Below are 25,723 nucleotides of genomic sequence, written 5' to 3'. Positions count from 1 at the left end.
GGAAAAACAATGACGATGAAAGCAATACTCCTAATGGCACTTTTGCCTGCGTCTGCAGCGATCGCAGACGAAACAGAATACCTATGCACGTCAGAAACCAATGGTGAAATCATCCAGGTCTTTCAGGGTGCTGACCGCTCAGAAGCGCGCCTGATTGTGCAAAACACAGAAGGCGTAGCCTCCGTCGCACACGGGCTGGACGGAGTAACATTCATCCACATCAAGACCGACGAAGTCTGGACCTTGGCGCTTCATTTCCCAACCATGACCTATGAGCTGTCCACGCACGGTGCCACATCTGTCGAAGATCACGGACAGTGCACAAAAGGTGGGTGAACAACATCGAAAACTCAATGATCCAGGGGGAAGATCGCACGTTTTTTTCAAAAACGTAAGGTTGATGAAAGCCAGATGGCAAGGAAACGTTGCAGAAGATGCCGTCAAGGTTGGAACTGAAACCGAATACTCGACTGAGGAAGCACTCGTTACCCTCCTGAAGGGTGCCACCGGAACCGTGAGGACACGGACCACTCACTCGCACGCTTGCTTCCCTCAGTCAAAGCAGCGCTCCCCTCCACCCCCTCGGAAGGGAGCGCTGCAAGTTCTCGGAAATCTAGGCTCCATCGGCCGCCGTATCAGGCGAGCAACACCGCACATAGTTTTTTGAAAGTGTTCGGGTGTGCTCAATCAAACGGAGCTGGGAGTTGAGAGCATTGACATTCGTGTGCTTTATTGGTCTCGCATCTCCAATGGTGCGACAAATTTAGCTAAATTCCCCATTTTCCCGCTAGTTTTTCAGTTAACACCCTCGGATCACTCGCTTGACTGGCCAGAAAGGGTTTGCTGTTAGCCAAATCACATGCGGTCGCCACTATAATCGGATGAAAAACAAATGAAGCGCTCAAACATTGTCTCTGGAGCAGCGTTTACGACAGCGTTGTATGCAGCTGTAGTAATACTACTTTCAGTTACAGCGTTGGCTTTTTTAACGTTCGAAAGAATTCGTGGCGATTTGCAACGGGAAATGGACTCGTTGTTGATCGACGAAATGCGTTTCATTCAGGAAATTCTGGACGATAACGACAACGATTCAGATGTTGTACAAGCGATTGATGACGCGACCCTCTGGTTGCCATTCGACACCAGTTTGATTGGCCTGTTCGACAGCCAGGGGAAGCGTCTGGCGGGAAATATCGACGAATACCCGTCCTTTAGAGGATGGGGAGAAATCGAAGACGATGGTATAGATCTGGGTGGGGAAAAACGTATCCACCGTGTCAACGTGCAAACCTACCGTGGATTTGTAGTTGTGGTTGGTCGCGATCTTGCCTTTGTGAAAAGCACGCTTCGTTCGCTGGCGTGGTCTTTGGTTGCAATCGGATTTGGAGCAACGGTGTGCACTTTGTTGGTTGGGTACATCTCCAGCATAAGAACATATCGCAAACTCGATCAAATGGCGAAGACGCTAAACAAAGTCTCAAGAGGTGATGTTAAAGCGAGGCTTTCAGTCAGTAAGAACAACGATCAGATAGACCGGATTGCCCGGTTGATGAACCGACATCTCGACAACCTGACAGCTTTAATGTCCACGACTCGATCGACGGCTGCATCAATTGCACATGATTTGAAGAACCCGCTCACTCATGCTTACATCGCGCTTCAGGAAGCGAGAGACACGCTTCAATCCGAAGGTCAGCCACTAGAGGTGATCAACAATATTCAGTCTGAACTTGACCGTCTAAAATGGACCTTTGAAACTGTTTTGCGGATCAACCGTATCGAAGAAGGTAACAGTCCAAAAGCGTTCAGCTATCTAGATTTGAATAGGCTGGGTCGAGAAGCAGTCGAAACGATGATTCCACTTGCGGAGGCTAAGGGTCAAAGCCTGAATTTTGTTGAGAACCAATCAGGGCGTTCCCTGATCGAAGGCGATGAAGGTATGCTGAAACAGCTTTGCGCAAACCTTTTGCAGAACTCTATCGATCACTGCCCAAAGCATTCCAGAGTTCGCCTGCTTATTGAAAAAGAAGACGGCATCGTTACGCTCTCGGTGGTTGATGATGGTCCCGGCGTTCCCGAAAACACTCTGGGAAAGCTCTTTGTTCCTTTCTATAAGCTTAAAAGCGAACGAAATAGTGTTGGGAATGGTTTAGGACTGGCGCTGGTGAAGGCTATCGCAGATCATCATTCGGCGCTCTTAATGGCTACAAACAGCTCACCCGGATTGACGGTCTCGGTTCGATTCGACGTAGCGTAGCAAAGGAACAAGTATCGCTGCTGCGTCGGATTTTGATGGCTCACCCCACACGTCTAACGGACCTTGCGCAAGCATAGCTGATTTACTCGAACCGGTTCGGTCGCTTTGCGGCCATTCACCCACTGGTCAGAATGCTGCGGTCGCAGCCCGCATTGCCGCCATTCGCTGCGACTGCGAAATCTGGTCGTCGACGAACTCACAGTCCGCGGACTATTTCTGCCGCTCGTTGCAAGAGAATTAACGTCAGCTTTGAACAACGTCGCTGTACCAACCCGACGTTCCTAAACCGCTTTCGCCGCGGTTACCACCGCAGGTATTGGCACTTCCCATTCGGGACCTGAACCATGTCTTTCTAAGACTTGGGATACAACCGCCTTTCTGATCGCTGCCGCATTGTCCGGCGGCTGAGGGCGCAATAATGCGCCGCCCCGTGCCGTGCCCTCCAAGAAGAAATCAAACGGTGCGCCGGGGTCACTAACCACCCACTCCGAAGCGACTTTAGATTGGTGAAAATTGGCGAATCCTGCTTTCAGAAGTGCTGGAAAGGCGTTTTCCGGATCAGCATAATCATTAGCTCCGGGTCCTGGCGGCAATACAATGTCCGGGGCTCCGTATTTGCCGATTGCACCGAAGACATATCCAAGTGCCGTATCCACTTCCGGACCACACCAAACCGAAAACGCAAGGCGTCCTCCTGGACGAAGCACGCGGCGGGCTTCAGTAAATACTCTCCGCGGATCAGGGACATGCGGTATTCCAAACCCAATTGTCACGATGTCAAAAGTGCCATCGTCGAAGTCCAACGCCATCGCGTCTCCTTCAACGAATTTGGCCTCCGGAACTGACGACCGGGCCATCTCCAGCATAGAAGACGAGAAATCCAGTCCCGTTACACTGGCACCAGCTTTGATGAGACCTTCGGTTACATTCCCGTGACCACAGCACAGATCGAGTGCTTCGGTACCTGAACGGGCTTCAACCGCTTTTACCAAGGTGGGCACCACCATATCTGCAGCTTTCGCAAATACTTGCGCATAGGATTTCGCCACGTTTGTTTTAGCCCACTCGCGTTTCTCCAACGCAGCGAAGGTGTCGGATTGTTCAGATTCTCGCATCCCACTCTCCTGCAAATCTTTGACGTAGTGAACACTCTGAGTAGACTGATCGTCAACGAGTGTTCCCTGAAGACGACATTCGCCGCCACGCAGCATTCGTCAAACGGGCTCATACCTGACCTCGGAGGCAGCGCAGCATCCTGTGATAGGATGTTTCGGTCAACGTCGGGTTGTCGTATTGGGAGGGATTGGCGGATCGGAGGATCAGTCATGGAAGCACTAAACTTACCAGCCATTCGCGCACTTCGCCCAGCATGGAATAAGGGTCGCATCGTCGGTCAGAAGCGACCATTGAAGCCAAAACACGTTTGGGCCATCCGAGTGCGACTGGAATTGGCTGAGAACCATCGCGATCTCGCATTGTTCAACATGGCGATCGACAGCAAGCTGCGCGGTTGTGACCTCGTCAAGATGAAAGTTGTCGATGTGATGGCGTCTGGTCAGATCAAGGAACGCGCATCGGTCTTGCAGAGCAAGACACAGAAACCTGTACGCTTCGAGATATCGGAAGGGACTCGCGCGTCGGTCGAGAAGTGGATGGAAGACGAGCTCATGGTCGGCTCAGAATATCTTTGGCCGGGTCGGTTTCATGAACGGCTGCACATTTCGACCCGGCAGTATGCCCGGATCGTGCGTGATTGGATCACATCGATCGGTCTCGAGGCGAGCGCTTACGGCACCCATTCGATGCGCCGAACCAAGGTCACCCAGATCTACAAGAAGACCGGCAACCTTCGAGCTGTTCAGCTTCTTCTCGGTCACACCAAGATGGACAGCACGGTCCGGTACCTGGGCGTTGAACTCGAGGATGCGTTGGCCATCGCCGAAGCCATTGAAATCTAGGGTATTTGGGTCGCCTTCACTGGCGGCCCATACCGGCCTTTCACCGCGCCTTCGAGATTCTACGGTCGCAGCCCGCTTTCCTGCCATTCGCCACGCCTGCAAAATTCGGCGATGGCCGAACTTACACTGTGCAGGACCGAGACGCCATTTTTCCAAGAAGTAGAAGGTCAGGTTTTTCCGGTCAGGTCGGCTTCTGCCGAGTCGTCAAAAGTAAACTCGGCCCTGGTGAGGAACGGCGCCATAGCTGCAAGTTTTCTCAATTCCGCAAGCGATGAATACAACGGCGTTGACGGATCAATTCTCGCTTTCGCACGGCTTCTGAAGAATTTCGCGTACTCTTCCACATAGACACGGTCCTTTGGCGGCATGTCCGCGAGATGGTTCGTCAGGAAGTTGTCATAGTGGTGAACCGCTTCCGCAAACCTGTCATGCCGATGCTGCGCCATTGCACGAAATAGTTCTGCCTTGGCCATAAAATATGGTTGCGCTTGGAACCCGTCCAGGCGGTCAAGAACGGCCGAGTAATCTCCTGCCTGCATGGACTTCACCGCCTTGTGAAAAATCCCAGCAGCCGTGATATTGCGGATGAGTTTCACAGGTCAGCCCTATCAACTGCGCCCCTGGCGTCTCCGAAATACATTATTCCCCAAGCTCCCGGATTTCCCGCTGAATCGACCATTCGATCAGCTCAGCCCAAAGCTTGCGTGCGAGGTCCGGGTCCAGACCCTGTTCGGACGCGGTTGAGCCGACCTTGTCCAGCACTTCAGCCACCCGGTCCGTCGTGCGCGCCGGCAGGCCTTCGGTTTTCTTGAGGTCCACGGCCCGGTCGATATAGCGGTTCCGGGTGACCAGCAGCCTTATGAGGTCTACGTCGATCGCATCGATTTGCGCGCGGAGATCAACCATGTTCTGGCAGGCATTGGGCGTGAGAAGGTTCGTCATGTTTTGAATTCCTTTGGTAGTTTTGAATTTAGCCCAGAAGTTCGCAGAGGAGCCTCACGGCCCGCTCAGATCGTTCCTGGCAAAAGGTCTCCGATGGCTGCGGGAGGCGACCAATGACGCGCCTGATCTGCTGATCGCCAATTAGCAGATCGAGGTATAGCGCCACGGCCTCTCCGGATTGTTCAAAGCTGAGCGCGCCTTCTTCCCGGGCGCGCAGAAGCACCCTTTCGAGAAGCGGGAATATCGCCTCACGTCCCGCCTTTGACAGTGTTGCACCCAGTTCACCACTGCTATCCGCCGCCGCCGCCCGGTTCAGCGCTACGGCCCTGTCACCTGTGAGCAGATCTAGCAGTTTCGGTCCGAGCGTGCCGAGAATGGAAATCGCGTCGTGATCGGTCTTCAGTTCGGATTCAAGGTACTCTTTCACCTCTTCTGCATTGCGCGTGACGAGCGCCTGAAACAGGCCTTGTTTGTCGCCGTACCAGTTGTAGAGCGTCTCGTTCGAAGCCCGCGCCTGCTTCGCGATGCCCAGCATCGACGTTCCGCCATAGCCCTTGGCCTCAAGCACCTCATAAGCTGCCGCCTCGATTTGTTGTTGGCGCAGTGATCTTTTTTCTTTGCGCATGCCAGTCTCCCGCGTGTTGACAACATCCGTAACTGATATTACGGATATACACAACCGTAACTGCAATTACGCTTTTGGAGAAAAGAATGACCCATCATGACCGCCAGGCCCATGCAGCCCTGACCACACTGATCCTGCTGCAAATCATCATGCTGTCGGCACTCTATGCGGGCATAAGGCCACACCCGCCTGTAGCGACGCCCCTATTTGGTATCGCCCCGTATCTTGGTGCCGCCGTGTCTATTGCCGTGGCCGCGATGATTGTGCAGCCGCTCGCAACCACCACCGGGCGCGTCCTAAGCGTAGTGGCGGCGCTGATGGCCCTAGTATCGTTCGGACCGCAAAAATACTTCGACGCGCAGTTTGCCCTGATATGGCCCGCTGTGATCCTCGGCCAACTCGCGGCGCTGGTGATCTTTGTTCGCGTCATAGCGTCCCGTCAAAAGGAAGAGACAGCCCAACACGCAGCCGCATCTGCAGGACAAGCTTGATGGCTCGCATTCTCATGCCAATGTCAATGCTCTCACTCCTGAGCACCGGCGCCATTTTCGGGTTCTTCTATGCTTGGGTCTGCTCGACCATGTGGGGCCTGGACGCAACCGACCCTCGTGTTGCGATCAACGCGATGCAGGCGATGAATGCCTCTGTTCGCAACCCTGTCTTTTTTCCGGCGTTCTTTCTGACACCGATCTTTCTAACGCTGACCGCGTTTGTCGCGGTCCGCCTAGACAGTACAAGGTCAGCTGTCCTCTTCGCAGCAAGTGTCGCGATCTATGTCACCGGGGCATTTCTGGTCACGGCCTTGGTCAACGTGCCGATGAATGAAGCCCTTGCGCAAGTGACCGTGCCAGCAGACAGCGGCGCGGCAGCCGACCTGTGGCAGGACTATTCGGCGCCGTGGCAGTTCTGGAACACGATCAGAACTTTCGCCAGCGGGCTTGCCCTGCTCCTAACCGGCCTCGCCATCCATTCCCTGAAACCGGAGACGACATGATGGAAATCTCACTTTTGACCTTCGCCCTATTGGCCCTGGTGGTCGTGATGACACCCGGACCGACGGTTCTGTTGGCATTGTCCAACGGGTCGCGGTTTGGCCTTACGGCAGCAGGCTATGGAATCGCAGGCGCGGCATTTTCTGACGGCGTTCTCATCGCGGCGGCCGGTCTGGGGCTGGGAGCAATACTTGCTACATCCGCGGTTCTGTTCAACGTCGTGAAGTGGGTCGGTGTCGCCTATCTGGTGTGGCTTGGCGTTCAGATGCTTCGGTCCTCGGGGGAGCTGGGATCTGTTCCATCGCGACCAAATGGACAAAACTCAGGCGCGTCGCGGCACCGGTTGAACTTGTTTCGCAAAAGCTTTCTGATCGCCGTCACAAACCCTAAGGGCTACTTGTTCTTCACTGCGTTCCTGCCGCAATTCCTTAACTCATACGAACCGCTTCTGGCGCAATACGCCATGCTCGCTCTTGTCTTCATCGGCGTCGACGTAGCCGTGATGGCAGCCTATGCTGGACTTGGTTCAAAGGCGATGCAGTTTTTGAGCGACCGGGGTGCACTGTGGATCGACCGGACCTGCGGCGGGCTGCTCATTACCCTTGGCTGCGCCCTGGCATTTCTCCGACGCAGTGATGTGTAATTCGCTATTCGATCCGCGCTTTGCTGACATTCGGGCAATGTACAGCATCCAGTTTTTTGAGCTTGTTGCTAACGTTAGATTGTATGCAGCATGTTCGAGGAACCGAACGCTACCACTTGGCTGGGACGGCCCGAACCTGACATCCATCAGGCAATCTTCGGCAAGGAGCGCCAATGAACGTTCTCCGAGCATGGACATACCGTGTGGACCGAGGCATGTTTGCCGTAACACCAACGAGTGAGAGAATGGGCGAAGCAAAACGGAAAGCAAGGGATCTGCAGCAATGGCTCGATGCGCTGACAGTGGAGGAGCGCGTCGTTTATAGCACCGCGCGAGCGCTCTATGACCGGTTCATCCGTCCGGAGCGCGTTACAGAGATGTGTTACCACTCGGTCTTCTTTCTCCATGAATACATTAAGAACAGTCATGGCATCATAGTTGAGCCCACTATCGGTTACATTAACGACGGCACTGACGAAGTGTTTATTTCTCATGCTTGGTTGGATTTCAGGGACAAGAAGACAGACGTTAGCCTGACTTTTACCTCACGACCGGAGATCAACCCGCCCGGCCAGCTGATCTATCATGACCGCGTCTTTGGTCAGGGTCATGCCTACAGCTACCACCTGGAAATGCCCAATGCAGGCCGGGTGGCACTTGAGGAAATTCGCATCTCCGGTGGTGCTAATATGGTCGATAAAAAGGACCGAGAGCACACACGGATGCTCGCACTGGCTGAGGATCGCAGTCAGATTCGGACCTATCTGGATTCGGCACCTAAAGGCATGACCTATGAGGAGATTGTCGCTAGGATAAGCGACTGAGCTAGAGGGATTGAATTACGCTTGGATCCCCGAGGGATTATTCGGCCCAATCCGGACGTTGGTCAACAATTCAAGATGCTGCAGTCGCAACCCGCATAGCTGCCATTCGTCGCGCGCGTAAAATCCTGTTAGAACGGTAATTCACAGTCTGCGGGACAAAACTGCCTATCAGGGCGACTATCGGAATGTCCGATCAGCCCTCTGACAGGCATCTGCATCGACGGATGGAAAAGCTAGACCACGATCCCGGTGCAAGCTAGCGTATCCTGAACAAAAACCTGATCGGGAATGCCCATATGTCGAACGATGAGCGACTGCCTCTGACTGAGGACGACCGCGAAGCGATGTTGGCCGCGGCGCATGAGGCGGTGGAATATCGGGCCGTCCTTGGCACATCTGCGGTCAAGCCAACCCTGCGGCCTTCAGACTTGGCGTTGCAATTTGACGGAACACTTCCCCCCCGGGGGGACACTGCTTCATCCGTGATCGACGACTTAATTGCATTTGTTGGTAAGGGACTCCACGGCCACGCGTCTCCTCGGTTTTTTGGGTATGTTTGTGGTGGGTCAATGCCAGTCGGTGCTGCCGCTGATTTCCTTGTGACTTCATGGGGGCAGAATTCGGCGTCTTCATGGGAAAGCCCGTCTGTTGCGCTGATCGAACAAACTGTTTGCCAGTGGTGCCTTGAGCTTTTGGGATTGCCCATAGACAGCGGTGTCGGGATCGTGACGGGTGCGACTGTTGCAAACACCCAAGGCATCATCGCGGCGCGTGACTCCCTGTTGGCTCGACAAGGGTGGGACTTCAATGAGAAAGGGCTGTTTGGTGCGCCTAACATTCCGGTGTTGATTGGCGATGCTGCGCATTCTGCCCCGATGGCAGGGATCCGCTATGCAGGTCTGGGGCTTGGTAACGCAATACATCTTAAAACGGACGATCAAGGCCGCATTCTCGTAAGCGCGCTTCGGGAGGCTCTCGCTGACTGCAAGCAACCTCCGCTGGTTATTCTTCAGGCGGGTCAAATCAACACGGGCGGATTTGATCCCTTTGCCGAAGTAATTCCGTTGGTCCACGCCGCAGGGGGCTGGGTGCATGTGGACGGGGCTTTCGGTCTTTGGGCTCATGCCGTGCCTGAATTGCGCGAGCGGCTCGCAGGTGTGGATGGCGCTGACAGTTGGGCTGTCGATTTACACAAATGGCTCAACGCGCCTTACGATGCTGGCCTTTGCATTGTGCGTGACCGTGCGGCACTGGTATCCGCAATGAGCGCACGAGGAGCGTATCTTCCAGAACTTGGCGAAACATGGGAGCCCAGCGATTCAACTCTTGAGCTGAGCCGCCGCGCGCGTGGTATACCGAGTTATGCGATCATCAAGCATTTGGGAGCACAGGGCGTGAGAAAGATGATCGCGCGCCATTGTGCCTTGGCGATATATCTCGCGGAGCGATTGGCCACTGAGCCGGGCATCACGATCATGAATGACGTTGTTCTGAATCAGGTTGCCATTGCCTGTGAGACTGATGACCTAACAACGAAGGTCCTTGCACGCATTCAAGAGAGGGCTCGGGTTTACCCCAGCCATGGCGTTTGGCGGAACCGGCAGATCATTCGCGTCTCAATAATCAACCATGCAACCACCAACGCTGATATTGACCTTCTCATAGGCGAAATTTTGGACGCACACAGAGCTGAAAGACGATCGCTCAGGCCCGCTGTGTAGTCTTCCTAAAGCGCGATACCATACCAATTTTTTAAACACTTCTGGTAGTGATTATCTGATACGAAACCTCCGAGAGCAGACCTTCATGCAGACCGCAGCATTGGTCAAGTTGGGCTCTTCGCGATCATTGGATCTGGTGCAACACGTGACCTCTTGTGCCGCCTGGCCTCGTAGGGGACGGCCCAATCCGGTCACTCAGTGAGGTGCATAGTTGCTGCGCGCGCAGCCCGCTTTGCTGACTTTTACTGCACGTGCAAACTATGAAAGCGCCGAACTCACAGATCACGGACAAATCCTGGTTATGGCTTCCGATTGCAAGCTCAGCCAGCTATGAACCTGGTGGTTTAACCTTTCCAATCCAGAGTGAGTTGCGTTTGGGTCACGATCGCTGCAGTACGGCCATCGGGTCGGGTAATCGTGGTCTGCCAAATCATTGTTTTTCGACCGCGATGCAGGGGAATACAGGTCAAAGTGATCTCGTCGCCAATCCGCACCGATCGGATGAAATTCGTCTTGCTCTCCAGGGTTGTTGTACTTGCGTCTTTGTCAAGGTTCACTGCCGCAGCTACTCCTCCTATGGAGTCTGCCGCCCCCATGATCGCACCACCATGCATCACCCCGTTTCGGTTGCCCATGTCTTCCCGGACGAGCAGTTTCGCCACCACTTCCTCCATTGAAACGGACACCAATTCGAGGCCCAGAGATTGGGAGTACGGTGGTAACCAGTGCTGAATGTTCTTGTTATGCATGTACGATTTTACTCATGGACGAAATCATCTGTGTTCCTTGGTGTCCGAACTCGGGTACCCATCATCATTTTACCTGCGGGCGGAATACACTTAGTCTTGTGATGTATTCAAAATCGAATTGTAGGAGGAACTATTGTGTCCGTCCCGCAGATTGTAACAGTCGTTGGCTATATGACGATCCTAGAATCACATGCAGCGGCATTCAGAGAAAATTGTTCCAAAATGATTGAACTGCGTAGGCAAGAACCCGGCCATTTGGCGTCAGCCTACAGTTTCGGTGCCGGTGGAAAAGTTGTATCCCGCGAAGACTATGACAACGCCGATGCAGTGATCCGTCATATGGAATTGGGCAATCATATCTTTGAGTCCACGCAACAGCTGGTCGAGATCACCGGGGTCGAATTACATGGCCCTCAGGCTGAGCTTGAAAAGCTGGGCGATCTGTTTAGCGGAATGAACCCTGGTTTCTTTGTAACCGAGTTTGGGTTTCGTCGGTAGTTTGGCGTGCATGAAGTTTGGGCTGAAAACTGTTAAGGTGTGGCCAGCCCGATGATCAGGGTTTCTGCTTATGATCGGTGGAGACAGTTCGCATGATTGGAAGACGCCGCTTTTTGACACGTCTGATTCCGACAACATTCTGGACGTCCTTCACTATGCGTAGTCTTTTCCGAAACGCGGAGGCTAAGACCGTCGAAAACGAAAGCTCCAAGATACTCACAACAACCGAGGCTGAGACTCTGTCTGCTTGGTGCGCGACCATCGTTTCTGGCGCAGACAAGGCCGGGGTCGCCAGGTTTGTCGACGAAAACCTCGCAGGAGATCAGGCCGCGTCCCTGTTACTTCTCAGATACCTCGATGCCAGCGACATGGCAGGATTTTACCGCAAAGGGATTTTGGGCATTGAAAAAGAATGCCTGCACCGGTTTGGTCTACCTTTTGCGCGGGCAACTGCCGGTCAGAGAGTGGATTTGGTTAAGGCTGCGGTAGCCTCGAAGATGCAAGTCTGGACCGATCCAGATCCGAATTTCTTTTACTTCATTTCACGCAGCGACGCGGTGGATGTTGTTTATGGCACGCAGGCGGGATTTGCGAATTTGAATATTCCCTATCTTGCGCATATTCCGCCACCCTGGCCTTGGTAGCAACTCTGCTAACCCAGGAGAAACCCGAAACACAGAGGACCAATGACCAAAATCTTACACGATAAGGTCGAAGTCGTGATCATCGGCTCTGGCATCGCCGGCAGCACGATGGCGGCCGAGCTAGGTGAGGCGGGGTTCAATGTTCTAGTTCTGGAGGCCGGGCCGGAGCGCCAGCTTTCGGATATGATCAGCTCGCAGATCTGGTCTCGACGTCTCAGATGGGCAGGGCCGGAGGTCCGGGAAACAGGCGATCTGGTGGGGGCCGCAAACTTTGCCATGGGTTGGGGGACCGGTGGTGCGGGCCTGCATTGGTATGCGAACTGGTATCGGCTGCATCCTGACGATTTTCGAGTCAGGTCTTTATTCGGGCGTAGTCTGGACTGGCCCATCGGATATGACGACATGCGGCCATGGTATGACCACGCGCAGTCTTATTTTGGCGTTTCTGGCGATGAAGATACTAATGCGCCGCCCGGCGAGGCCTATCCCATGCCTGCCATTTCAATCTCCAAACAGTCACAGGCCATCAAGCCCGGGTTTGAAGCCGAAGGGCTGAAACTCACGACAAACACATTGGCAGTAAACTCCGTTCCCTATGGTGGCCGGTCAGGATGCTTACTTGACGGCTGGTGCGACGCGGGCTGCCCAATCGGGGCATTGGCCAACCCACTGGTACTACAATGGCCGCGGGCCAGAAAAGCTGGGGTCGAACTTCGCCACAACGCCTATGTAGCGCGGGTTGAAACAGACCCTTCGGGGTCTAAGGCAACCGGGGTTGTGTATCTTGATGAACAGGGCCGAGAAAACCTGCAACCCGCAGGCATCATCATCTCGGCGTGTCACACGATCTGGAATGCACGGCTGCTGCTGTTGTCGTCCAGCGACAAACATCCCGATGGGCTGGGCAATGGCAGCGGGGCATTGGGGCGCTATTTCACGTCCCATGCCCTCACGACCATCCACGGGCTTTTCTCGCAGGAAACGGAACCGCATTTGGGTGTGTCCGGTGCAAATACGCTCTGCCTGGATGGCTATGAGGACAAGCAACCGGCAAAGGGTTCCTTTGGCAGCCGCGCCTGGCTTGTCGGGCAGGCTGCAAAACCCAACGATCTGTTGGGAACTGCTCTGGCCAAACCCGAATTGTACGGCGAGGCTCTGGACGCATATTTGCGTCAAGCCAGTTTGCACTATGGTAATATGACAGTGTTGTGCGAGGAAGATAGTATTCTGGAAAACTACGTCACGCTCGATGCATCAAAAAAAGACCGGTATGGGTTACCGCAAGCCCATGTGCAAAACTCTCTTCCACAGGCAAATGCCTCCAGATCAGAGCTGGCCAGGGCCGAGGGTCTTCGTATCTTCAATGCGGCGGGGGCTACTGATGCCTGGGCGGGCCCGCGAAACCCTATGCACATGATGGGCGGAACAATCATGGGCGACGATGCATCGGCATCGGTCACGAATTCATATGGGCAGGTGCATGAGATCGACAATCTGTTTGTCGCTGGCGCAAGCCTGTTTCCGACGTCCGGCGCCATCAACCCGACGGCTACGCTGGCTGCGTTGGTGTTTCGCACGTCAGATTATATTCGCACCCACCGATCAGAGTTACTGCCTTAAAGAGCGCTGCGCGGCGGTTGTGCCCGCCCCATTCCATCAAATGCGTCGAGCAATTCTTCGAACCAACGGTGCAGAGCGTTCTCTGGCGACCAGAATGCCGTCAGGCTGACAACCCGGGCCCACTGGAATGTACCGAACAGTATATAGTCCGAATAATCTGGCGCTGCGCCGCCCAGGAACGGCGTTTCAGCGAGCGTTGCCTCAAGCGGGCCCAGTGCTTGTTTGATCGCGTGACGTGCGGATTCAGGGTCAGCTCCGATTTCTTCGACGGTCTGGCCGAATTTGCGCAGGGTTCGTTCCCGATAGTAATCCTTGTCGCACTTCGCCGTCAGGGGAAATTGCTCCGCTATGACAGCGCAAAAGATCAGAGGGTGCAGCGTGCTGTCGGCCCAGCGATTGACGAATAGCGACTTTGCTTTGTCGGATGGCCTGGCAAACAGTGGATGACCCGGATAGGCGTCATCCAGATAAGACGCAATGCACCAACTGTCCCGGACCCACTGATTGCCTTCCACCAGAACCGGCGCCGTTATTCCCCCGGATCGTGCGATCCGTTGCTTTTCGGTTATGTGCCATGGCTCTGAGTCAAAACTCAGTTGTTTATGAGCCAGCGCCATGCGGCTGCGCCAGCAGTATGGGCTCAAATGGGCTTTTGGATTTTCACCAACAACTTCAAAGAGCCTGCGCTTGTTCTTGTGCGAAATCATGTTGGGGCCCATTCTGTTTCACGGCAGTCTAGCACATCGCCAGGAACGTCTGAGGCCACTTTTGCGTTATGCTCGCGCAAGGGAGTTCTGGTCAATGGCTGTCCGCAACCGCAGGTGAGCAGCCGCCACGCCATCATTCGGCCCTTTACTGCCGTTTATGGATCGCCCTCGATGTTGCGCCGCAATCTTTGATTGCCGACATTCGTTGCATATGCGACGGCTCACCTTGGTCGGGTTTCCGGATCGAAGACGATTTGCCTAGTGTCTTTAGTTCTACCTGTAAAGCCAGCACAGGCAGCGGTCCCAAGCAAGTTCGAGCAAGGTAGATGCTCTTGTCGCGGTTCCGACACCAACACACATCGATCATTGTCCCTTGGAGAATGTCTCGTTATCTTTAACCAGCGAGGTTATCGAGCACCAATTTTTCTACGCACATTAAGGCAACGCCAAATTGACAGATAGTTTTCAACGAGCGATTCCACCGAGTTTAACACCGCGCCCCGGTGAAGACGTCGTGTACTACCGTGGAGAAATAAAGTACTCCGGGACTTTTCATGGTTACGACATCTACGATCAACCGATCGTAAAAAACAGTGAATCCGGCAGCACGGTCCCTCTGAATGACGTCTTCAGTGTGCGACCCGCAAACCCGGGCGAAAGGCTGGCAGGTTGCTATACTCGATGCTCCAGCCAAACGGTTATCCAGCAGGCGAGTAGCGAAGAGAAACACAAGCTTGATCTGCTACTCAACAAGCACATCGAACCTGGGCCTAAGTATATTGATCTAATTGAGGAAATCTGGCAGAGAGGTTATGAAGTTTTCTTGGTTGGCGGTTCAGTCAGAGACGTACTTAATGGTGATCAAGCCAACGACGTCGACCTAGTTTCTACTATTCCGTTCTACATTCTGTCATCAATCGCTGAGGCAATGTTTGGGCCTGGCGGATGGTCTAGGCATGAGAAAAACGGATTTATGAGCATTGGACGGAATGCTGGCGTTCGGAAGGCACGAAAGGGTACGCTAATAGATGTTAAGAACTTCTTTCTGCAGGCTCCGGGCACCAACGATGCCCAATTTGGTGCCGATCTAGACTATGATCATCGTCTTCGAGATTTTTCATGTAACGCTGTTTATTATGATCCTCTCAATGCCGTCTATGTCGATCCTTGCGGACACGGAATAGAAGACGCCAAGAAGAAAATCCTAAACGTTGTAAATGACCCAAGCCTGAGTCACCCTGTCAATCGTAAGGCTCATATTGCCATGCGAATGTTCAAATTTATGCATCGGACGTACTCTCCCACGGAAGACTGCATCAATACAATTCGAGAAATTTACCAACCCATGATGGACGGCTGCAAACCTGACGAGATTTGGAACCTGTTCTATCGGTCTATTCTAGGTAAAGTGCCGAAAGAGGAAAGAGGAGCGCTGTTTTGGGAGTCAAAGACGCTCATATTCGAAACAGGTTTTGGAGAAATTTGGGACACGTTTATCCAGCATAAAGAAGACGAATTTGGAGGCGGCTCATGAAAATTTACGTCCCACTCGTCGAAGGCAATGGCAAGTATCGCGCGCGGACGGAAGATGTTGATATCAGAGATTGGCGCGACGAAAACTTTTTGGAGCAGTTTGAGGAAGAGATTGTTCGGGAGTTCGATACGGAGACATCAACCGTATCCATCGATGGGACAGAATTCAAAAATTGCAGAGTTCATGTACCCAAGAATGAGAAAGTCTTTAGTCACTACATCATGTTGGACGAGGACTTTCGTCCGATTGACGAAAACAGCCCGAAACGTGGCTCAGATGACACGCTTCCTGACGCTGATTGGGTCTCCAAATGGCTAGTACGGTCACGAAACTCCGATGTCTTTTTTCATAATTACCAGATTGATCTACCATCGAAATATATTGCACCTGTAGTTGAGTGGGATGATGAATCTCAATCAACAATCACTCATCCGAGTACGATCAGAAGAGACTCCAGAATTTTGCTGGTGGGACAACCAGGAGCGGGAAAGACCAGCTTTGTACGTTATCTGACACAAGTATACTTAAATGAGGGTAGACGAAAACGGCGAAAGGCAGACCCTCCATTAGTATTCTATTTTCAGCTTAGAGATTTTGCTCATAAATCAAATGAGTTCGAGACGTGGCTGGTCTCAGAGGAGGAGCAAGCAGGCAGGAACCATGTTGTTAACATGGGGGCAGATGGAAAGACCCTCTTTGTTTTTGACGGGCTGGATGAGCTCAACGTAAGAGATAGGTCAGCATTCGGAAGCTGGTTGGAAGGTTTTTTGGAGAGCCGTCCGTCTTCAAGTACGATAGTGACATCAAGGCAACTAAAGTCACTTGATTACGGCCTCTGGGGTACGTTCAAAAAGGCAAAACTACATCCGTTCAGTCGAGCTCAGGTAAACGAGTATTGCCAGTTAGTTCTCGAAGACCCAAACTCCGCTAGGAGATTTACTCGTGTACTTGACGCGAATCCCGACTTGCGTGAGTTTTTGAAAAACCCGTTTTCTCTAAGTCTTGCGCTTGGCATGTTTCGGCTTCGCGGTTCTCTTCCATTTAACATTGGTGTGTTGTGTCGAGAGTTGGTAGCCCAGCTAATCGAAAGGTGGGATGCTCGGAGAGGTATAGATCGCGACACAAACATCTCGGTAGAGTCTATCCAATCCACACTGGGAAGGCTTGCTTATAGATTACAGTCCGTACAAGGTGCTCAATTCGAAGCCGAGCTGTTGGAGGGCATATTGCCATTTGACAGCGAGACCCTTGGCGCGCGCGCAATTCTGCAAGAAATAACTGACCGAACTGGTATTATTCAGGAGCTTAACCCAGACACTTGGGCATTTAGCCATCGATATTTTCAAGATTTTTTTTGTGCAAGTTACCTGGTCGAACGCGCCAGTGGTCTAGGGGAAGAACTGAATTTGCACGGGCGAGACGGAAACTGGGTCGATGTTTGGCGACAGGTTGGACAGCTCTGCCAAGATCCAGAGTTTTTCGCACTTTCTCAAAGTCGTAGCTCTTCGGATGCGATAAAATCAGTTGATCGGATGGTCTCTTCGATACTTTCGCATGATGGGCTGAGTAAGTTGGAACTCATCAAGATTGTTGATGGACTAACTGAGGAGATGATGGTCGATGGTTCCAATCTCCCTGATTTCTTTGAAACCGATTTTGGGGCTGAGTTAGATTGCCGGTCCCTCGATGAGCAATCGGTTTTGATATTGGCTAAGACTGTTACACACCTCAGTTACCTCAGAGATACTAGTGCGGGACGGCACTTGCTCGAAAAACTTGAAGAGATTTCCCCTCGCCACTCGAGCTTTGCCGAAGTTGCGCGGCTCATCCTTCTTTCTCCTACGGGTGCAGTGCCGGTAATCCAGTTGGCCAATTTGCAGATACATTTTGAGAGACTAGCCTGACTGGGCCGTCTTCGCGGGCGGCCCAGTGCTGCCGTTGAGCGACACTCGCCCATGCTTCGCTCACAGCCCGAATTTCTGAAGTTGGCCACATTAGTCGACAACTGTGACTAGCAATAGCGCGTGAACTCCTGAACTGGTCCTACCTTTCCTCAGCTATTCGATCACTACATAGAAGGGATCACTTCGGCTAACCTGAATACCGTCACGCTTTCGTATGACAAATGCCTCGACGAAATGAACTCCACGAAATTCGAGGTTTTCCCAACGATCACCACCAGAATTGGAACCGACGAACGATCCGCGAAGCTGGCCTTTTGCAAGGGCTTCTTCCCCGGTGTTTGTGACGCGCCACTCGATCCTATAGTCCTGCCCATTGAGGGGCATTCCAGTGGCAAGTCTCGCAGTGAATTTCAATTTCATTTTCTTGGCAACAACGTCGCCGCTGCTCACGTCACAGACGGTTGCGCCCCCGCGCGAACGGTGTAGTGTTGCCGTAAGATACGCCGAAAACAGATGGTTTCCTACTGCCCGCCAAGTTGGTTGTGAAAGATATGGAAGATTCGAGAGCGTGCAGGGTATCGCTCGTGCGCCATACTGTTTCACTAAGTCGACAACGTCGCCAACAAAGCCTATTGCCGTAGCGGGTAAGGCTCTTACGTCTTCGCGAAGATGATCAACCGCTTTCGCCGTGACAGATTTTGCCTGCTGTTCGCCTTCTATCTTGCCGAAGTCATCTCCAAACACACGCCGCCACTTTGATATACTCTTGTTTCTGTCGGTTTCCTCAAAGGCGTCGTCGATCCAGGCGCGATATTTGTTCACCTTGTCTCGAAAATTCGAATATTGGTCGTCGGTCCAGCAAACGGCAAAATCTTCATTGCTGAACGGGCTGGATACCTTAGGTTTTACAGGCCTGACCTGCAACCAAGTATCAAGACGCTCAAACATCGTTCTGAGTGCACTAGGCGTATCGGCGAAGTCGGCAGTGCCCTTGTCGTTCGCTTGGATTTGATGGGCAAGCAAAGTGGTGAGACAGACTGACGAACACGTAAAAGTGGTCTTAATATCTCGCAGGTACTTAACAAGCCTCGTAACTTTTCGAAAACTGTTGTTTCCCGAAAGGATGTTCTTTTCCTTGAGCCACTCAGTGAAGTATTTCGGCTGACTGTCTTCGAATTCGTCCGTATCCCGGTTGCAGACTTCAAGCCTTTCAAAGCCCCAACGATTTCTGATACAGGGAGCAATATCAATTCGCTTGTCAGCGGCATAGTCGAGTGTCACACAGTGAGAATACCGATGAGCCTTTTTCTTGTAGAGGTCGCTACCTCTGAAGGTTGAGTAAAGACTGTCAATATAGTCGCTGGCCGTCCAACCATCGACGGGATCAACGATAGCGAGAACGTCAGCATCGAATTCTTTGTTCGAAAGCGGTTTTATTATCGTCTCGTGAGCCCAAGAGCCCTGCGGGTACCATTCCAGATTGGCGGGCTCCCAATCCGATTTTTCTACAAATGCGCTTAGTGCTGCGGACGTGTTCTCTAGGCTCTCCAATCTTGTTGGGTTGAGGTTCACTGTGTCGGTCAAAAACTCTTTAAAAACTTTGAGGTTCTTCAATTGAACTACTTTCTTCGAAGATCAGCCCTGAAGGTAGGTTTCCCAAAGAGCATTTAGTTTGGGCTCTTGAACCTTGTAGATGAAGGGAACGATCTCTGGTGCACCCTGAATCGCGCTCGTGTAATCTTCCAAGATCAGTAGGGCGTCCGCGGTGTTTACCGTGTCCTTCTTGGCGATTTCGATCCTGCTTAGAACGTCGCTGGTTTCTTCCGCGCACCGACGATGCGCCAGCAGTGAGCCGAAAACGTCCGCCGACAAAACAAAGACGGTGGCTGCGAAAAATATCCTGACAGACATCATCAAGTAGTCGATGGTCGCAGAAGGGATTACAAATATGGCAAGTATGGCAAAGACTACGGCGTATACCGCGACAATCCCAAACCAAGCGTTTGCGCTTAGCTTGTGCAGCTTAGAGCTATAGAACGCCGACTCTTCCAAGCATTCTAACAGCTTCAATGGTCCGGGTTCTTTGTCAGAGGCGTAGTAGTCGGTCTTTTGAGCATTCTGCGCCTTGTCTGCGCCCACGGTGAACTTTTCGGACAGACGCCGTTTCTCGCCCGCCGACAGTTCTTCTCCCAGACCGTTGACAATTAGGGCCGCCCGTCTCGCAGCATGTGCTGCGCTCTGTTTCCGACGATAGTTATAGTTAATCCACAACCATACAGTCAGAAGAAGGAAATTTACTGCGGCCAAGTAGTAGAGAGTTTTTCCGTCCGTTGTTACAACGGATGCCACGGCTGGAAGGGTCACCACCAAACCAACAAGAAACGATGCAATGCGCCACTTCCCTGAGGCAGAGTATTCCGCCCTGAGGTAACCTATTAGCCCCGGTGCATCCAAATTCATCAGGCCTCCTATGAGTGTTTGGGATAGGGCGCAATTTCAAAAGGCCTTATCAGCTAAGGTGAGCGTGTTACTCTTTGAAAATATCGTTCGTGTTCATAAAGCTAAACCTACAGCTTGAACGTTAAAAAGGGAAGCACGCCCAATATCCAGGGAAGGTCGATTTCGGTGTTCGAGCTTGCGATACAGAATGTCTGGTTTGCCTCAGCAGTTCCCCGGAATCTCACACTGCCGCGAATGCCTTCTTCCCTGAAAACCTGAGATCAATGTCTGCTTTGGCGGTCCGCTCACTTTCATGCTGCGAAGCGGCGAATTCACACTTTCCGCCCAGTTTTCAAAACCACTTTGCCGGGAACCGTAGCAATAGCCGATCGAGTTCATTGTTTTGCTCTGGCTCGAGCTCGGACCTTAGTTCTTGCATCGAAGGCACCCTGCCCCAACGCTTCTCATGTACGCCTTTAATTGAAAACAGATTCGCCCGGCGCTTTAGAATGGCTGCGATCAGACCGTGAGTTTTTCGGCGTACAGCGATCGAAGAAGCGCGGTAAGGCCGATCCATTGAGGTGATGCAGCGAGGGTTTGGTTGCGCCGGAAACGCGACGCTAGAAAAGAGGTCTATAGGTGCGCGGCCGAGCCGGATTGATTTCATCAGAACATTTGCAAATGCCATCGCGAAGTCTCTGAATTCGCTTTTGTTCTTGGTATTTGATCGCTCCGACAGGCTCTTTTCAAACGCCAATTCCAGTTGGATTACCTCATTCCAGGCTATCTGCACATTACGGTTGTCGCGCAGCTCCAAGACGGTCGAAGAAGACATGTCGGGTAGTCCAAGCTGCGTCGAATAGAGTGAGCCGCAAGCACTACATGCGAGAACGACATTGCTACCGTTAAATACGAATGCCGGTTCGGCTTCACGATCATGGCATGCCATGCAATGGGTGGTAAGCGGCCTCCTGTGAGCCAAACAGAACGTCCGGGTAGTCATCCTCCAAGCCAATCGCATGAATTGATCATGACCGTCGAGCTGGTCGCGAAGCAGGCAGCGTGGGCACCACGCAAACGAAGGCGCTTTGCTGAAGCGGTCCGAGCCCAAGTGTTTCCCCCCTGCCCGCCTCAGCCACTTTGTGTGAACGCCAGGGCTGGTGCCCGGTAAGGTCAGCAGTTCCAGCCTGCGTTTTTCGGGGTCCAGTGCATCGTTCAAGCCAGCCAAAAAGACACCATGATCCAGTGCATCCAGATCCTCGGGGAGTCTCGTGAAACTCTGATGTGCCGCTGACGGGAACAGCTCCCGAAGGTAGGATAAAGAATCTGTCGAATTCATCGAAGCCGCGCGACCTACGAACGAAATCAGGCTTTCCATCGCATAGGGTGTGACGTTCATAACGGCCGTTCCTAACTGCGATAGCTTACCCAGGTGTCGAAATCCAAGCGATCACTGCCAGACATAATCGCATAGATTGCGAAACCAGTGAGCACCTGCATCACATTTTTGCAGATACCATTCGACTTCCTGATGATGGCCTTGCAGAGCTTTGGTTCGCGGGACAGTGCCCCTTTCTCCCGCACGGGGCACCATCGCTCAAACCCTTCAAGAAACTCGATGAAATCATCTTCGCGGGATGTCCAGGCACGATACTGATAATGTACGGCTCGCCCCAGGGTTTGCTCATCTTCCAGCGCCCAACGCCAAATACGTGGAGCGCCCGTCAGAACGACCCTGATATCGTATTCGGAAATCAGGTAGTGGACGTAGTTTTGATAGGAAATTCGTTGGTGTTTCTGAAAGCTATAGGTGCGGTGAAAGTCCTCTAAAATGACGAGTCTCGTATTCAGATGTCTCAGTAACTCGAGGGTTTTGGGGTAGGAAGACCGGCGTGTCATTGGGCCATAGCCCGGGATGCCAAGCTGCGCACGAAGTGCATCACAATAGTCGATAAAGTTGCCGCTTGGATGGATGAGTTGGTTTACGACCGGGACTGTTTGCTGACCACTTCGTCCCTTAGTTGCGGGTGGATGTTGGGCCGCAAACTGTTTGATAATTCGGGTCAGGCCCATTCCAGCCGGGGCGGTCAAGAAAACAAGCTTGTTTTCGCAATCCAGCGGCTCATTAAGCAGTTCATTCAATCGGTTTCGGAGGGCGCGAATGGCTGATGTCTCAAAATACGCGCCGTTCCGAACATAACGAATACGCTCTGGAACCGATGCCTTTGACATATCTGGGAAGTGTTGAGATGGAGTATGGTTCATGACAACTTCCTCGGCACCGAGAAGCCTAGTGGGTCACCAAGATCGCGAATGTCGCGACCATGCGTTTGAGGGTAACCGTCGAAGCGACTGATCGCCTTTTTGCGCCGATTTGCTTCCTCCAGGATCTGTTTTCGATGATCGTGAACTACGGTAGGGTCAGGTGCGTTCATTGCCGCCTGCAGCCTTTTTTCCTTCCGTTTGTTGTGTTCTTTCCATTCATCGAGGGACATTGGATCGCGTGGGAAAAACTCACTCCGGGCTTCGTGAAAGATACCGTCGTCGGCACTGATGTATACTGTCCGGATGTCAGTGGGGTCATATTTGAGCATGACGCTTTTTACGCCGCAGTTTTTCATCTTTTGTAACTGTTCCGAGCGATAGAACATGCCGAAAAATTCCAGACCCTCCCGCTGGATTGTGCGTCTCTCAAACGGCAGAAATTCAAGGCGAAACCGATCCGGTTCTTTTGGCAGTCGCGGACTGGACTCACTTTCGCGCAAGCTGGTATTCCAAGCATTTATGGGAGACGTCAGCAGCCGGCGCTTCTTATCATGGACGTAGTCACGAAGTATGAACTCGAGCAGGAGTCTCTCAACGTCAAACAAGGCAAGCCTTGCCTGCTTTTCGGGTTGATAGGTTCCCTTCTTTTCGGTGTTTGAAAAAGTGGTTCCAGGAAGGGTCTGAACAAAGGCTTGGATTGTTCCTATGAAACGCTCGACGTGGCCACCGAGATGCGGCTGCGCCACGGGGCGAAATATGTGCTCGACGCCGTATTGTTCCAGCCCCCAATTGAAGGCTTTGGATTTGAGGTCGGTCCCGTTGTCGCTGCTGATCACGAGGGGCAGCCCATATACTGGCCACTCATACGGAATACCCATTTCAGAAAGGTATTCTGCTTTTGGAAAAACGGATCGATGAAAGGCTTTCATTAGGTTGATGGCGGAGGGTGCTTCCATCGACAGGTAAATACCTGTTGGCATTGCCGTCGCCACATCAAACAGGACTGTCAAATACGGGCGCCCCAGGCATTCTCCTGTGATGGGATCGATGACCATCAAGTCCAGTTTCGTATGATCAATCTGAACAACCGCGAGCGGATCCTTTACAAGATATTTGCCTCGAACGATCTGATAGGCCTGTCGCGCTGCCCTGCCCCCTTCGCGTTTCAGCTTGAGTAACCGATCCGGCATCGTATCGATCCTGCGGATCAACGCTGACTTTGAAATCACCGGGCAACCAAGTGCAGCTAGTTCACGGTTGATGTCTTTAACCGCTTTTTTCAGAGATATTTTGTTCCTAGTGAGAAATTCCTTTCGAAGGAATTTACTGACAACGTCCTCTTGCTCACTGATGAGCCTGGTGCTCATTTTTTTGGGACCGGGTTTGGAACGTAGCAACACAGCAGCCCGATCATCAAGTTGCGCTCGTTTTAGTAGCCTGTATGCCGCGGATCTCGAAAGTCTGTGCGCCCTGCAAAAGTCTTGCACCGCCGCTTTGGTCTGAAATCCAGTTTGAAGATATGGGGCAAGGTCTCTGCGAAGCGCAAACGCCCTAGCCCACTCGCGTTCATCGCGAGCATCGTCGTTCTTCGACATAATCGCCTCTTTGTAGCAAGGCACACCGACAGGCTCGAAAAATCGAGTGACAGCCTTGACTTTGGAGTTTGATTGGAGAAGATCGAGGAGACTGGATTGGAACGTTACTCGATCTTTGTGAAAGCCTATGTGTTGGAGCACATAGGTTTTTGCTTTTCTGCGTCAGGTCATGTCGCACCTCCCTCTTGCCCATATCGATCAGGCCAAAGTGAGGCGGGGGTTGTTTTCAAACGGACTGCAATTGCCTGCTCGATACGCTTAGAGCGTCTAGCTCCCCTAGCTACGTCGGTGACTGCCGTGTGGGAAACCTCGAGATCCCTCGCTATGGATCTGAGAGTCACACCAGCGGCGGCCAGGTCAGCCTTCAATTTGAAATATGCGTTGTTCATCTTGAAATCTCGAAGCTTCTGTGCAGAGTGAAAGCTGCCAGTAGATTCGAGTCAACCATTTGTTAATAAACGGTTTTAATGACAATACTATAACATCGTGGTCTGCGCTATAACGACGTCACACGTCATCTTCGATTTGTCGTCGGACAAGTAACCCAAGAGCAAGTGACTCGCGGATACAAACTTCAAATTGACGAACCAGATGAGAGGACAAGGCTTTCCCGGAATACATCACACCCCAACGCGGTTTGGCACTCGTAAATCTCGAACTCCACGGATGTGTCGACGTCAATGGTGCCAATGATCTTTGCAACATGGGTTTCATCTCCCCTGTTATTGTCACCGGTACCGACAATGGCGGCCATACGTTGAGCTTTCAGGCGTTACAGCGAGAATTAGCTGCGCATATCGAAACAGGAAGCCTAGTGGCAGCACTGGCGGTTGAACATCCTTTCATCCTCGAAGCCAGGGAACGGATGAACATTGACCAATTTCTATCCAACGACGTGGTTGTGTTCGAAGAGAGCCATCTGAACAAACTGTCACCAACTGAACTCACGGATGCCTACGCACGATCCGCAAAGACGTGGCAAGCATGAAAAGTCAAACATCCTACCCTGTCAGGAAGCTGCCTTCGTTTTCGATAGCCTGCACATCCCTGTGTAACAATTGGGTACACCACAAAATGACACCCAAATGTGACACGATCCACCGTCCCGTTAGGGTGGTCAATTCAACCATGTGACAGATTGAACATCACCCCTACCCTAACGTGACAGATACCAAATGCCCCGCATCGGATACGCCAGAGTCAGCACCGCGAGCCAAGATCTCGACATTCAAACCGCAGCCCTGAAGAAAGCTGGGTGCGAGATCGTACGGTCTGAGACAGGGTCAGGCGCATCGCGTGATGGGCGCACGGAACTGGAAACCATCTTCGAATTCTTACGCGAAGGTGATGAACTGGTTGTGCATCGACTTGATCGCCTAGGTCGTTCTACGCGGGATGTTCTGAACCTGGTGCATGAACTGGATGCCAAAGGCGCTTCCCTGCGGGTTCTTGAACCGGAAGTGAGTACAGCCGGTGATATTGGTCGAATGGTGGTAACGGTGCTCGGCATGGTCGCTGATATGGAGTTGAAATTCATCCGCGACAGACAGAGAGCGGGTATTGATGCCGCCAAGGAAAGAGGTGTCTATCGTGGCAGACGAAAACAAGTAGACGACGCACAAATTCGATCTCTTGCGGCTAGCGGGTTATCAAAGGCCCAGATCGCACGCGACTTGGGTGTGTCTCGGATGACTATATATCGCGCGCTCGATACATCGTTTGGGCCGCATAGTGCTGAGGACCCGACAAATGTGGAAAACAAGATTGAAGTGCATCCACGCAATAAAAAGTAGACGCTGTTTCCTG

Annotated in this window: 27 protein-coding genes; 15 read left to right on the top strand and 12 right to left on the bottom strand. The window is 52.5% G+C overall.

What is annotated here, in order from left to right:
- Nucleotides 1–9 precede the first annotated feature (9 nt).
- Together AC2FFD_RS13815 and AC2FFD_RS13810 are read left to right on the top strand one after the other, a co-directional pair.
- The gene (locus AC2FFD_RS13815; RefSeq protein ID WP_480774574.1) at nt 10–336 is read left to right on the top strand and encodes a hypothetical protein; all 327 of its coding nucleotides are present in this window, start codon (nt 10–12) and stop codon (nt 334–336) included.
- Between the two features lie 556 nt (nt 337–892).
- Nucleotides 893–2,257 (top strand): sensor histidine kinase, encoded by a 1,365-nt coding sequence (locus AC2FFD_RS13810; RefSeq protein WP_480774573.1) that lies wholly within the window; start codon nt 893–895, stop codon nt 2,255–2,257.
- Between the two features lie 281 nt (nt 2,258–2,538).
- Here AC2FFD_RS13810 and AC2FFD_RS13805 read toward each other — a convergent pair whose 3' ends face one another.
- Nucleotides 2,539–3,372 (bottom strand): methyltransferase domain-containing protein, encoded by an 834-nt coding sequence (locus AC2FFD_RS13805; RefSeq protein ID WP_425079690.1) that lies wholly within the window; start codon nt 3,370–3,372, stop codon nt 2,539–2,541.
- A 210-nt stretch (nt 3,373–3,582) separates the two neighbouring features.
- Here AC2FFD_RS13805 and AC2FFD_RS13800 point away from each other — a divergent pair, with 210 nt between their 5' ends.
- Nucleotides 3,583–4,215 (top strand): tyrosine-type recombinase/integrase, encoded by a 633-nt coding sequence (locus AC2FFD_RS13800; protein WP_425079689.1) that lies wholly within the window; start codon nt 3,583–3,585, stop codon nt 4,213–4,215.
- Between the two features lie 167 nt (nt 4,216–4,382).
- On the opposite strand, the gene AC2FFD_RS13795 is transcribed toward AC2FFD_RS13800, so the two are convergent.
- The 3 genes from AC2FFD_RS13795 to AC2FFD_RS13785 are packed head-to-tail and all read right to left on the bottom strand — an operon-like array spanning nt 4,383 to nt 5,782.
- Nucleotides 4,383–4,811, bottom strand: coding sequence for a hypothetical protein (locus tag AC2FFD_RS13795; protein ID WP_496873347.1), 429 nt, complete (start codon nt 4,809–4,811; stop codon nt 4,383–4,385).
- A 43-nt stretch (nt 4,812–4,854) separates the two neighbouring features.
- Entirely contained in the window at nt 4,855–5,157 is a 303-nt protein-coding gene (locus AC2FFD_RS13790; RefSeq protein WP_171615701.1) for a chorismate mutase, read from the bottom strand.
- 28 nt (nt 5,158–5,185) lie between these two features.
- A complete protein-coding gene (locus AC2FFD_RS13785; protein WP_171615703.1) occupies nt 5,186–5,782 on the bottom strand; it encodes a TetR/AcrR family transcriptional regulator in 597 nt (198 codons plus the stop codon).
- 86 nt (nt 5,783–5,868) lie between these two features.
- On the opposite strand from AC2FFD_RS13785, the gene AC2FFD_RS13780 reads away from it, so the two are divergent.
- The 5 genes from AC2FFD_RS13780 to AC2FFD_RS13760 all read left to right on the top strand — a co-directional run bounded on the left by AC2FFD_RS13780 (nt 5,869) and on the right by AC2FFD_RS13760 (nt 9,962).
- Nucleotides 5,869–6,273, top strand: a complete 405-nt coding sequence (locus AC2FFD_RS13780) for a hypothetical protein (RefSeq protein ID WP_171615706.1) — start codon at nt 5,869–5,871, stop codon at nt 6,271–6,273.
- A complete protein-coding gene (locus AC2FFD_RS13775) occupies nt 6,273–6,776 on the top strand; it encodes an anthrone oxygenase family protein (protein WP_171615708.1) in 504 nt (167 codons plus the stop codon). The genes AC2FFD_RS13780 and AC2FFD_RS13775 overlap by 1 nt, the downstream gene beginning before the upstream one ends.
- Nucleotides 6,773–7,417, top strand: coding sequence for a LysE family translocator (locus AC2FFD_RS13770; protein WP_171615710.1), 645 nt, complete (start codon nt 6,773–6,775; stop codon nt 7,415–7,417). The genes AC2FFD_RS13775 and AC2FFD_RS13770 overlap by 4 nt, the downstream gene beginning before the upstream one ends.
- Nucleotides 7,418–7,662: 245 nt before the next feature.
- Nucleotides 7,663–8,241, top strand: a complete 579-nt coding sequence (locus tag AC2FFD_RS13765; RefSeq protein WP_496873346.1) for a hypothetical protein — start codon at nt 7,663–7,665, stop codon at nt 8,239–8,241.
- A 344-nt stretch (nt 8,242–8,585) separates the two neighbouring features.
- Entirely contained in the window at nt 8,586–9,962 is a 1,377-nt protein-coding gene (locus tag AC2FFD_RS13760) for a pyridoxal phosphate-dependent decarboxylase family protein (RefSeq protein WP_170556127.1), read from the top strand.
- A gap of 344 nt (nt 9,963–10,306) precedes the next feature.
- Here AC2FFD_RS13760 and AC2FFD_RS13755 read toward each other — a convergent pair whose 3' ends face one another.
- Complete coding sequence (locus tag AC2FFD_RS13755; RefSeq protein ID WP_496873345.1) at nt 10,307–10,711, bottom strand: PaaI family thioesterase; 405 nt, start codon at nt 10,709–10,711, stop codon at nt 10,307–10,309.
- A gap of 135 nt (nt 10,712–10,846) precedes the next feature.
- Here AC2FFD_RS13755 and AC2FFD_RS13750 point away from each other — a divergent pair, with 135 nt between their 5' ends.
- The 3 genes from AC2FFD_RS13750 (at nt 10,847) to AC2FFD_RS13740 (ending at nt 13,473) form a co-directional block, all read left to right on the top strand.
- Nucleotides 10,847–11,209 (top strand): antibiotic biosynthesis monooxygenase, encoded by a 363-nt coding sequence (locus tag AC2FFD_RS13750; protein ID WP_496873344.1) that lies wholly within the window; start codon nt 10,847–10,849, stop codon nt 11,207–11,209.
- Nucleotides 11,210–11,301: 92 nt separating this feature from the next.
- The gene (locus AC2FFD_RS13745) at nt 11,302–11,853 is read left to right on the top strand and encodes a gluconate 2-dehydrogenase subunit 3 family protein (RefSeq protein ID WP_496873343.1); all 552 of its coding nucleotides are present in this window, start codon (nt 11,302–11,304) and stop codon (nt 11,851–11,853) included.
- Nucleotides 11,854–11,895: 42 nt separating this feature from the next.
- On the top strand, nt 11,896–13,473 hold the full coding sequence (locus AC2FFD_RS13740; protein ID WP_496873342.1) for a GMC oxidoreductase: 1,578 nt from the start codon (nt 11,896–11,898) through the stop codon (nt 13,471–13,473).
- Here the strand turns inward: AC2FFD_RS13740 and AC2FFD_RS13735 are convergent.
- Nucleotides 13,470–14,180 (bottom strand): glutathione S-transferase N-terminal domain-containing protein, encoded by a 711-nt coding sequence (locus AC2FFD_RS13735; RefSeq protein WP_496873341.1) that lies wholly within the window; start codon nt 14,178–14,180, stop codon nt 13,470–13,472. The genes AC2FFD_RS13740 and AC2FFD_RS13735 overlap by 4 nt on opposite strands.
- A 514-nt stretch (nt 14,181–14,694) precedes the next feature.
- On the opposite strand from AC2FFD_RS13735, the gene AC2FFD_RS13730 reads away from it, so the two are divergent.
- Together AC2FFD_RS13730 and AC2FFD_RS13725 are read left to right on the top strand one after the other, a co-directional pair.
- Complete coding sequence (locus AC2FFD_RS13730) at nt 14,695–15,714, top strand: nucleotidyltransferase family protein (RefSeq protein ID WP_496873340.1); 1,020 nt, start codon at nt 14,695–14,697, stop codon at nt 15,712–15,714.
- Nucleotides 15,711–17,618, top strand: coding sequence for an NACHT domain-containing protein (locus AC2FFD_RS13725; RefSeq protein ID WP_257600042.1), 1,908 nt, complete (start codon nt 15,711–15,713; stop codon nt 17,616–17,618). Before AC2FFD_RS13730 ends, AC2FFD_RS13725 begins: the two co-directional genes overlap by 4 nt.
- A 153-nt stretch (nt 17,619–17,771) precedes the next feature.
- On the opposite strand, the gene AC2FFD_RS13720 is transcribed toward AC2FFD_RS13725, so the two are convergent.
- The 6 genes from AC2FFD_RS13720 to AC2FFD_RS13695 form a co-directional block, all read right to left on the bottom strand.
- Complete coding sequence (locus AC2FFD_RS13720) at nt 17,772–19,232, bottom strand: SMODS domain-containing nucleotidyltransferase (RefSeq protein ID WP_496873339.1); 1,461 nt, start codon at nt 19,230–19,232, stop codon at nt 17,772–17,774.
- Between the two features lie 21 nt (nt 19,233–19,253).
- Nucleotides 19,254–20,078: a hypothetical protein gene (locus AC2FFD_RS13715; protein WP_496873338.1), complete on the bottom strand. Its 825-nt coding sequence runs from the start codon at nt 20,076–20,078 to the stop codon at nt 19,254–19,256.
- Between the two features lie 331 nt (nt 20,079–20,409).
- Complete coding sequence (locus AC2FFD_RS13710) at nt 20,410–21,456, bottom strand: TniQ family protein (RefSeq protein ID WP_170347525.1); 1,047 nt, start codon at nt 21,454–21,456, stop codon at nt 20,410–20,412.
- 11 nt (nt 21,457–21,467) lie between these two features.
- Entirely contained in the window at nt 21,468–22,322 is an 855-nt protein-coding gene (locus AC2FFD_RS13705) for a TniB family NTP-binding protein (protein ID WP_170347526.1), read from the bottom strand.
- Nucleotides 22,319–23,917 carry a transposase gene (locus AC2FFD_RS13700; protein WP_496873337.1) on the bottom strand — a complete coding sequence of 533 codons (1,599 nt, stop codon included), beginning with the start codon at nt 23,915–23,917 and terminating at the stop codon, nt 22,319–22,321. The genes AC2FFD_RS13705 and AC2FFD_RS13700 overlap by 4 nt, the downstream gene beginning before the upstream one ends.
- A 167-nt stretch (nt 23,918–24,084) precedes the next feature.
- Nucleotides 24,085–24,306, bottom strand: coding sequence for a helix-turn-helix domain-containing protein (locus AC2FFD_RS13695; RefSeq protein WP_496873336.1), 222 nt, complete (start codon nt 24,304–24,306; stop codon nt 24,085–24,087).
- Nucleotides 24,307–24,620: 314 nt separating this feature from the next.
- Between AC2FFD_RS13695 and AC2FFD_RS13690 the strand changes: the two genes are divergently transcribed.
- Both AC2FFD_RS13690 and AC2FFD_RS13685 read left to right on the top strand, forming a co-directional pair.
- The gene (locus tag AC2FFD_RS13690) at nt 24,621–24,905 is read left to right on the top strand and encodes a hypothetical protein (RefSeq protein WP_496873335.1); all 285 of its coding nucleotides are present in this window, start codon (nt 24,621–24,623) and stop codon (nt 24,903–24,905) included.
- A gap of 187 nt (nt 24,906–25,092) precedes the next feature.
- Nucleotides 25,093–25,710: a recombinase family protein gene (locus AC2FFD_RS13685; protein WP_496873334.1), complete on the top strand. Its 618-nt coding sequence runs from the start codon at nt 25,093–25,095 to the stop codon at nt 25,708–25,710.
- The last annotated feature ends 13 nt before the right edge of the window (nt 25,711–25,723 follow it).

The sequence above is a fragment of the Ruegeria sp. YTSC002 genome, assembly GCF_059609845.1.
The sequence above is the reverse complement of the archived record's forward strand: the minus strand, read 5'-3'. Positions and strand labels throughout refer to the sequence as shown.

Bases quoted from the DNA above. Each gene is read 5' to 3' on its own strand.
- AC2FFD_RS13700 (WP_496873337.1), bottom strand. From the start codon at position 23,917: ATGTCGAAGAACGACGATGCTCGCGATGAACGCGAGTGGGCTAGGGCG.
- AC2FFD_RS13735 (WP_496873341.1), bottom strand. From the start codon at position 14,180: ATGATTTCGCACAAGAACAAGCGCAGGCTCTTTGAAGTTGTTGGTGAA.
- AC2FFD_RS13810 (WP_480774573.1), top strand. From the start codon at position 893: ATGAAGCGCTCAAACATTGTCTCTGGAGCAGCGTTTACGACAGCGTTG.
- AC2FFD_RS13690 (WP_496873335.1), top strand. From the start codon at position 24,621: ATGGGTTTCATCTCCCCTGTTATTGTCACCGGTACCGACAATGGCGGC.
- AC2FFD_RS13800 (WP_425079689.1), top strand. From the start codon at position 3,583: ATGGAAGCACTAAACTTACCAGCCATTCGCGCACTTCGCCCAGCATGG.
- AC2FFD_RS13685 (WP_496873334.1), top strand. From the start codon at position 25,093: ATGCCCCGCATCGGATACGCCAGAGTCAGCACCGCGAGCCAAGATCTC.
- AC2FFD_RS13725 (WP_257600042.1), top strand. From the start codon at position 15,711: ATGAAAATTTACGTCCCACTCGTCGAAGGCAATGGCAAGTATCGCGCG.
- AC2FFD_RS13705 (WP_170347526.1), bottom strand. From the start codon at position 22,322: ATGAACCATACTCCATCTCAACACTTCCCAGATATGTCAAAGGCATCG.
- AC2FFD_RS13755 (WP_496873345.1), bottom strand. From the start codon at position 10,711: ATGCATAACAAGAACATTCAGCACTGGTTACCACCGTACTCCCAATCT.
- AC2FFD_RS13770 (WP_171615710.1), top strand. From the start codon at position 6,773: ATGATGGAAATCTCACTTTTGACCTTCGCCCTATTGGCCCTGGTGGTC.
- AC2FFD_RS13710 (WP_170347525.1), bottom strand. From the start codon at position 21,456: ATGAACGTCACACCCTATGCGATGGAAAGCCTGATTTCGTTCGTAGGT.
- AC2FFD_RS13785 (WP_171615703.1), bottom strand. From the start codon at position 5,782: ATGCGCAAAGAAAAAAGATCACTGCGCCAACAACAAATCGAGGCGGCA.
- AC2FFD_RS13695 (WP_496873336.1), bottom strand. From the start codon at position 24,306: ATGAACAACGCATATTTCAAATTGAAGGCTGACCTGGCCGCCGCTGGT.
- AC2FFD_RS13815 (WP_480774574.1), top strand. From the start codon at position 10: ATGACGATGAAAGCAATACTCCTAATGGCACTTTTGCCTGCGTCTGCA.
- AC2FFD_RS13715 (WP_496873338.1), bottom strand. From the start codon at position 20,078: ATGAATTTGGATGCACCGGGGCTAATAGGTTACCTCAGGGCGGAATAC.
- AC2FFD_RS13745 (WP_496873343.1), top strand. From the start codon at position 11,302: ATGATTGGAAGACGCCGCTTTTTGACACGTCTGATTCCGACAACATTC.
- AC2FFD_RS13740 (WP_496873342.1), top strand. From the start codon at position 11,896: ATGACCAAAATCTTACACGATAAGGTCGAAGTCGTGATCATCGGCTCT.
- AC2FFD_RS13790 (WP_171615701.1), bottom strand. From the start codon at position 5,157: ATGACGAACCTTCTCACGCCCAATGCCTGCCAGAACATGGTTGATCTC.
- AC2FFD_RS13805 (WP_425079690.1), bottom strand. From the start codon at position 3,372: ATGCGAGAATCTGAACAATCCGACACCTTCGCTGCGTTGGAGAAACGC.
- AC2FFD_RS13765 (WP_496873346.1), top strand. From the start codon at position 7,663: ATGGGCGAAGCAAAACGGAAAGCAAGGGATCTGCAGCAATGGCTCGAT.
- AC2FFD_RS13760 (WP_170556127.1), top strand. From the start codon at position 8,586: ATGTTGGCCGCGGCGCATGAGGCGGTGGAATATCGGGCCGTCCTTGGC.
- AC2FFD_RS13775 (WP_171615708.1), top strand. From the start codon at position 6,273: ATGGCTCGCATTCTCATGCCAATGTCAATGCTCTCACTCCTGAGCACC.
- AC2FFD_RS13780 (WP_171615706.1), top strand. From the start codon at position 5,869: ATGACCCATCATGACCGCCAGGCCCATGCAGCCCTGACCACACTGATC.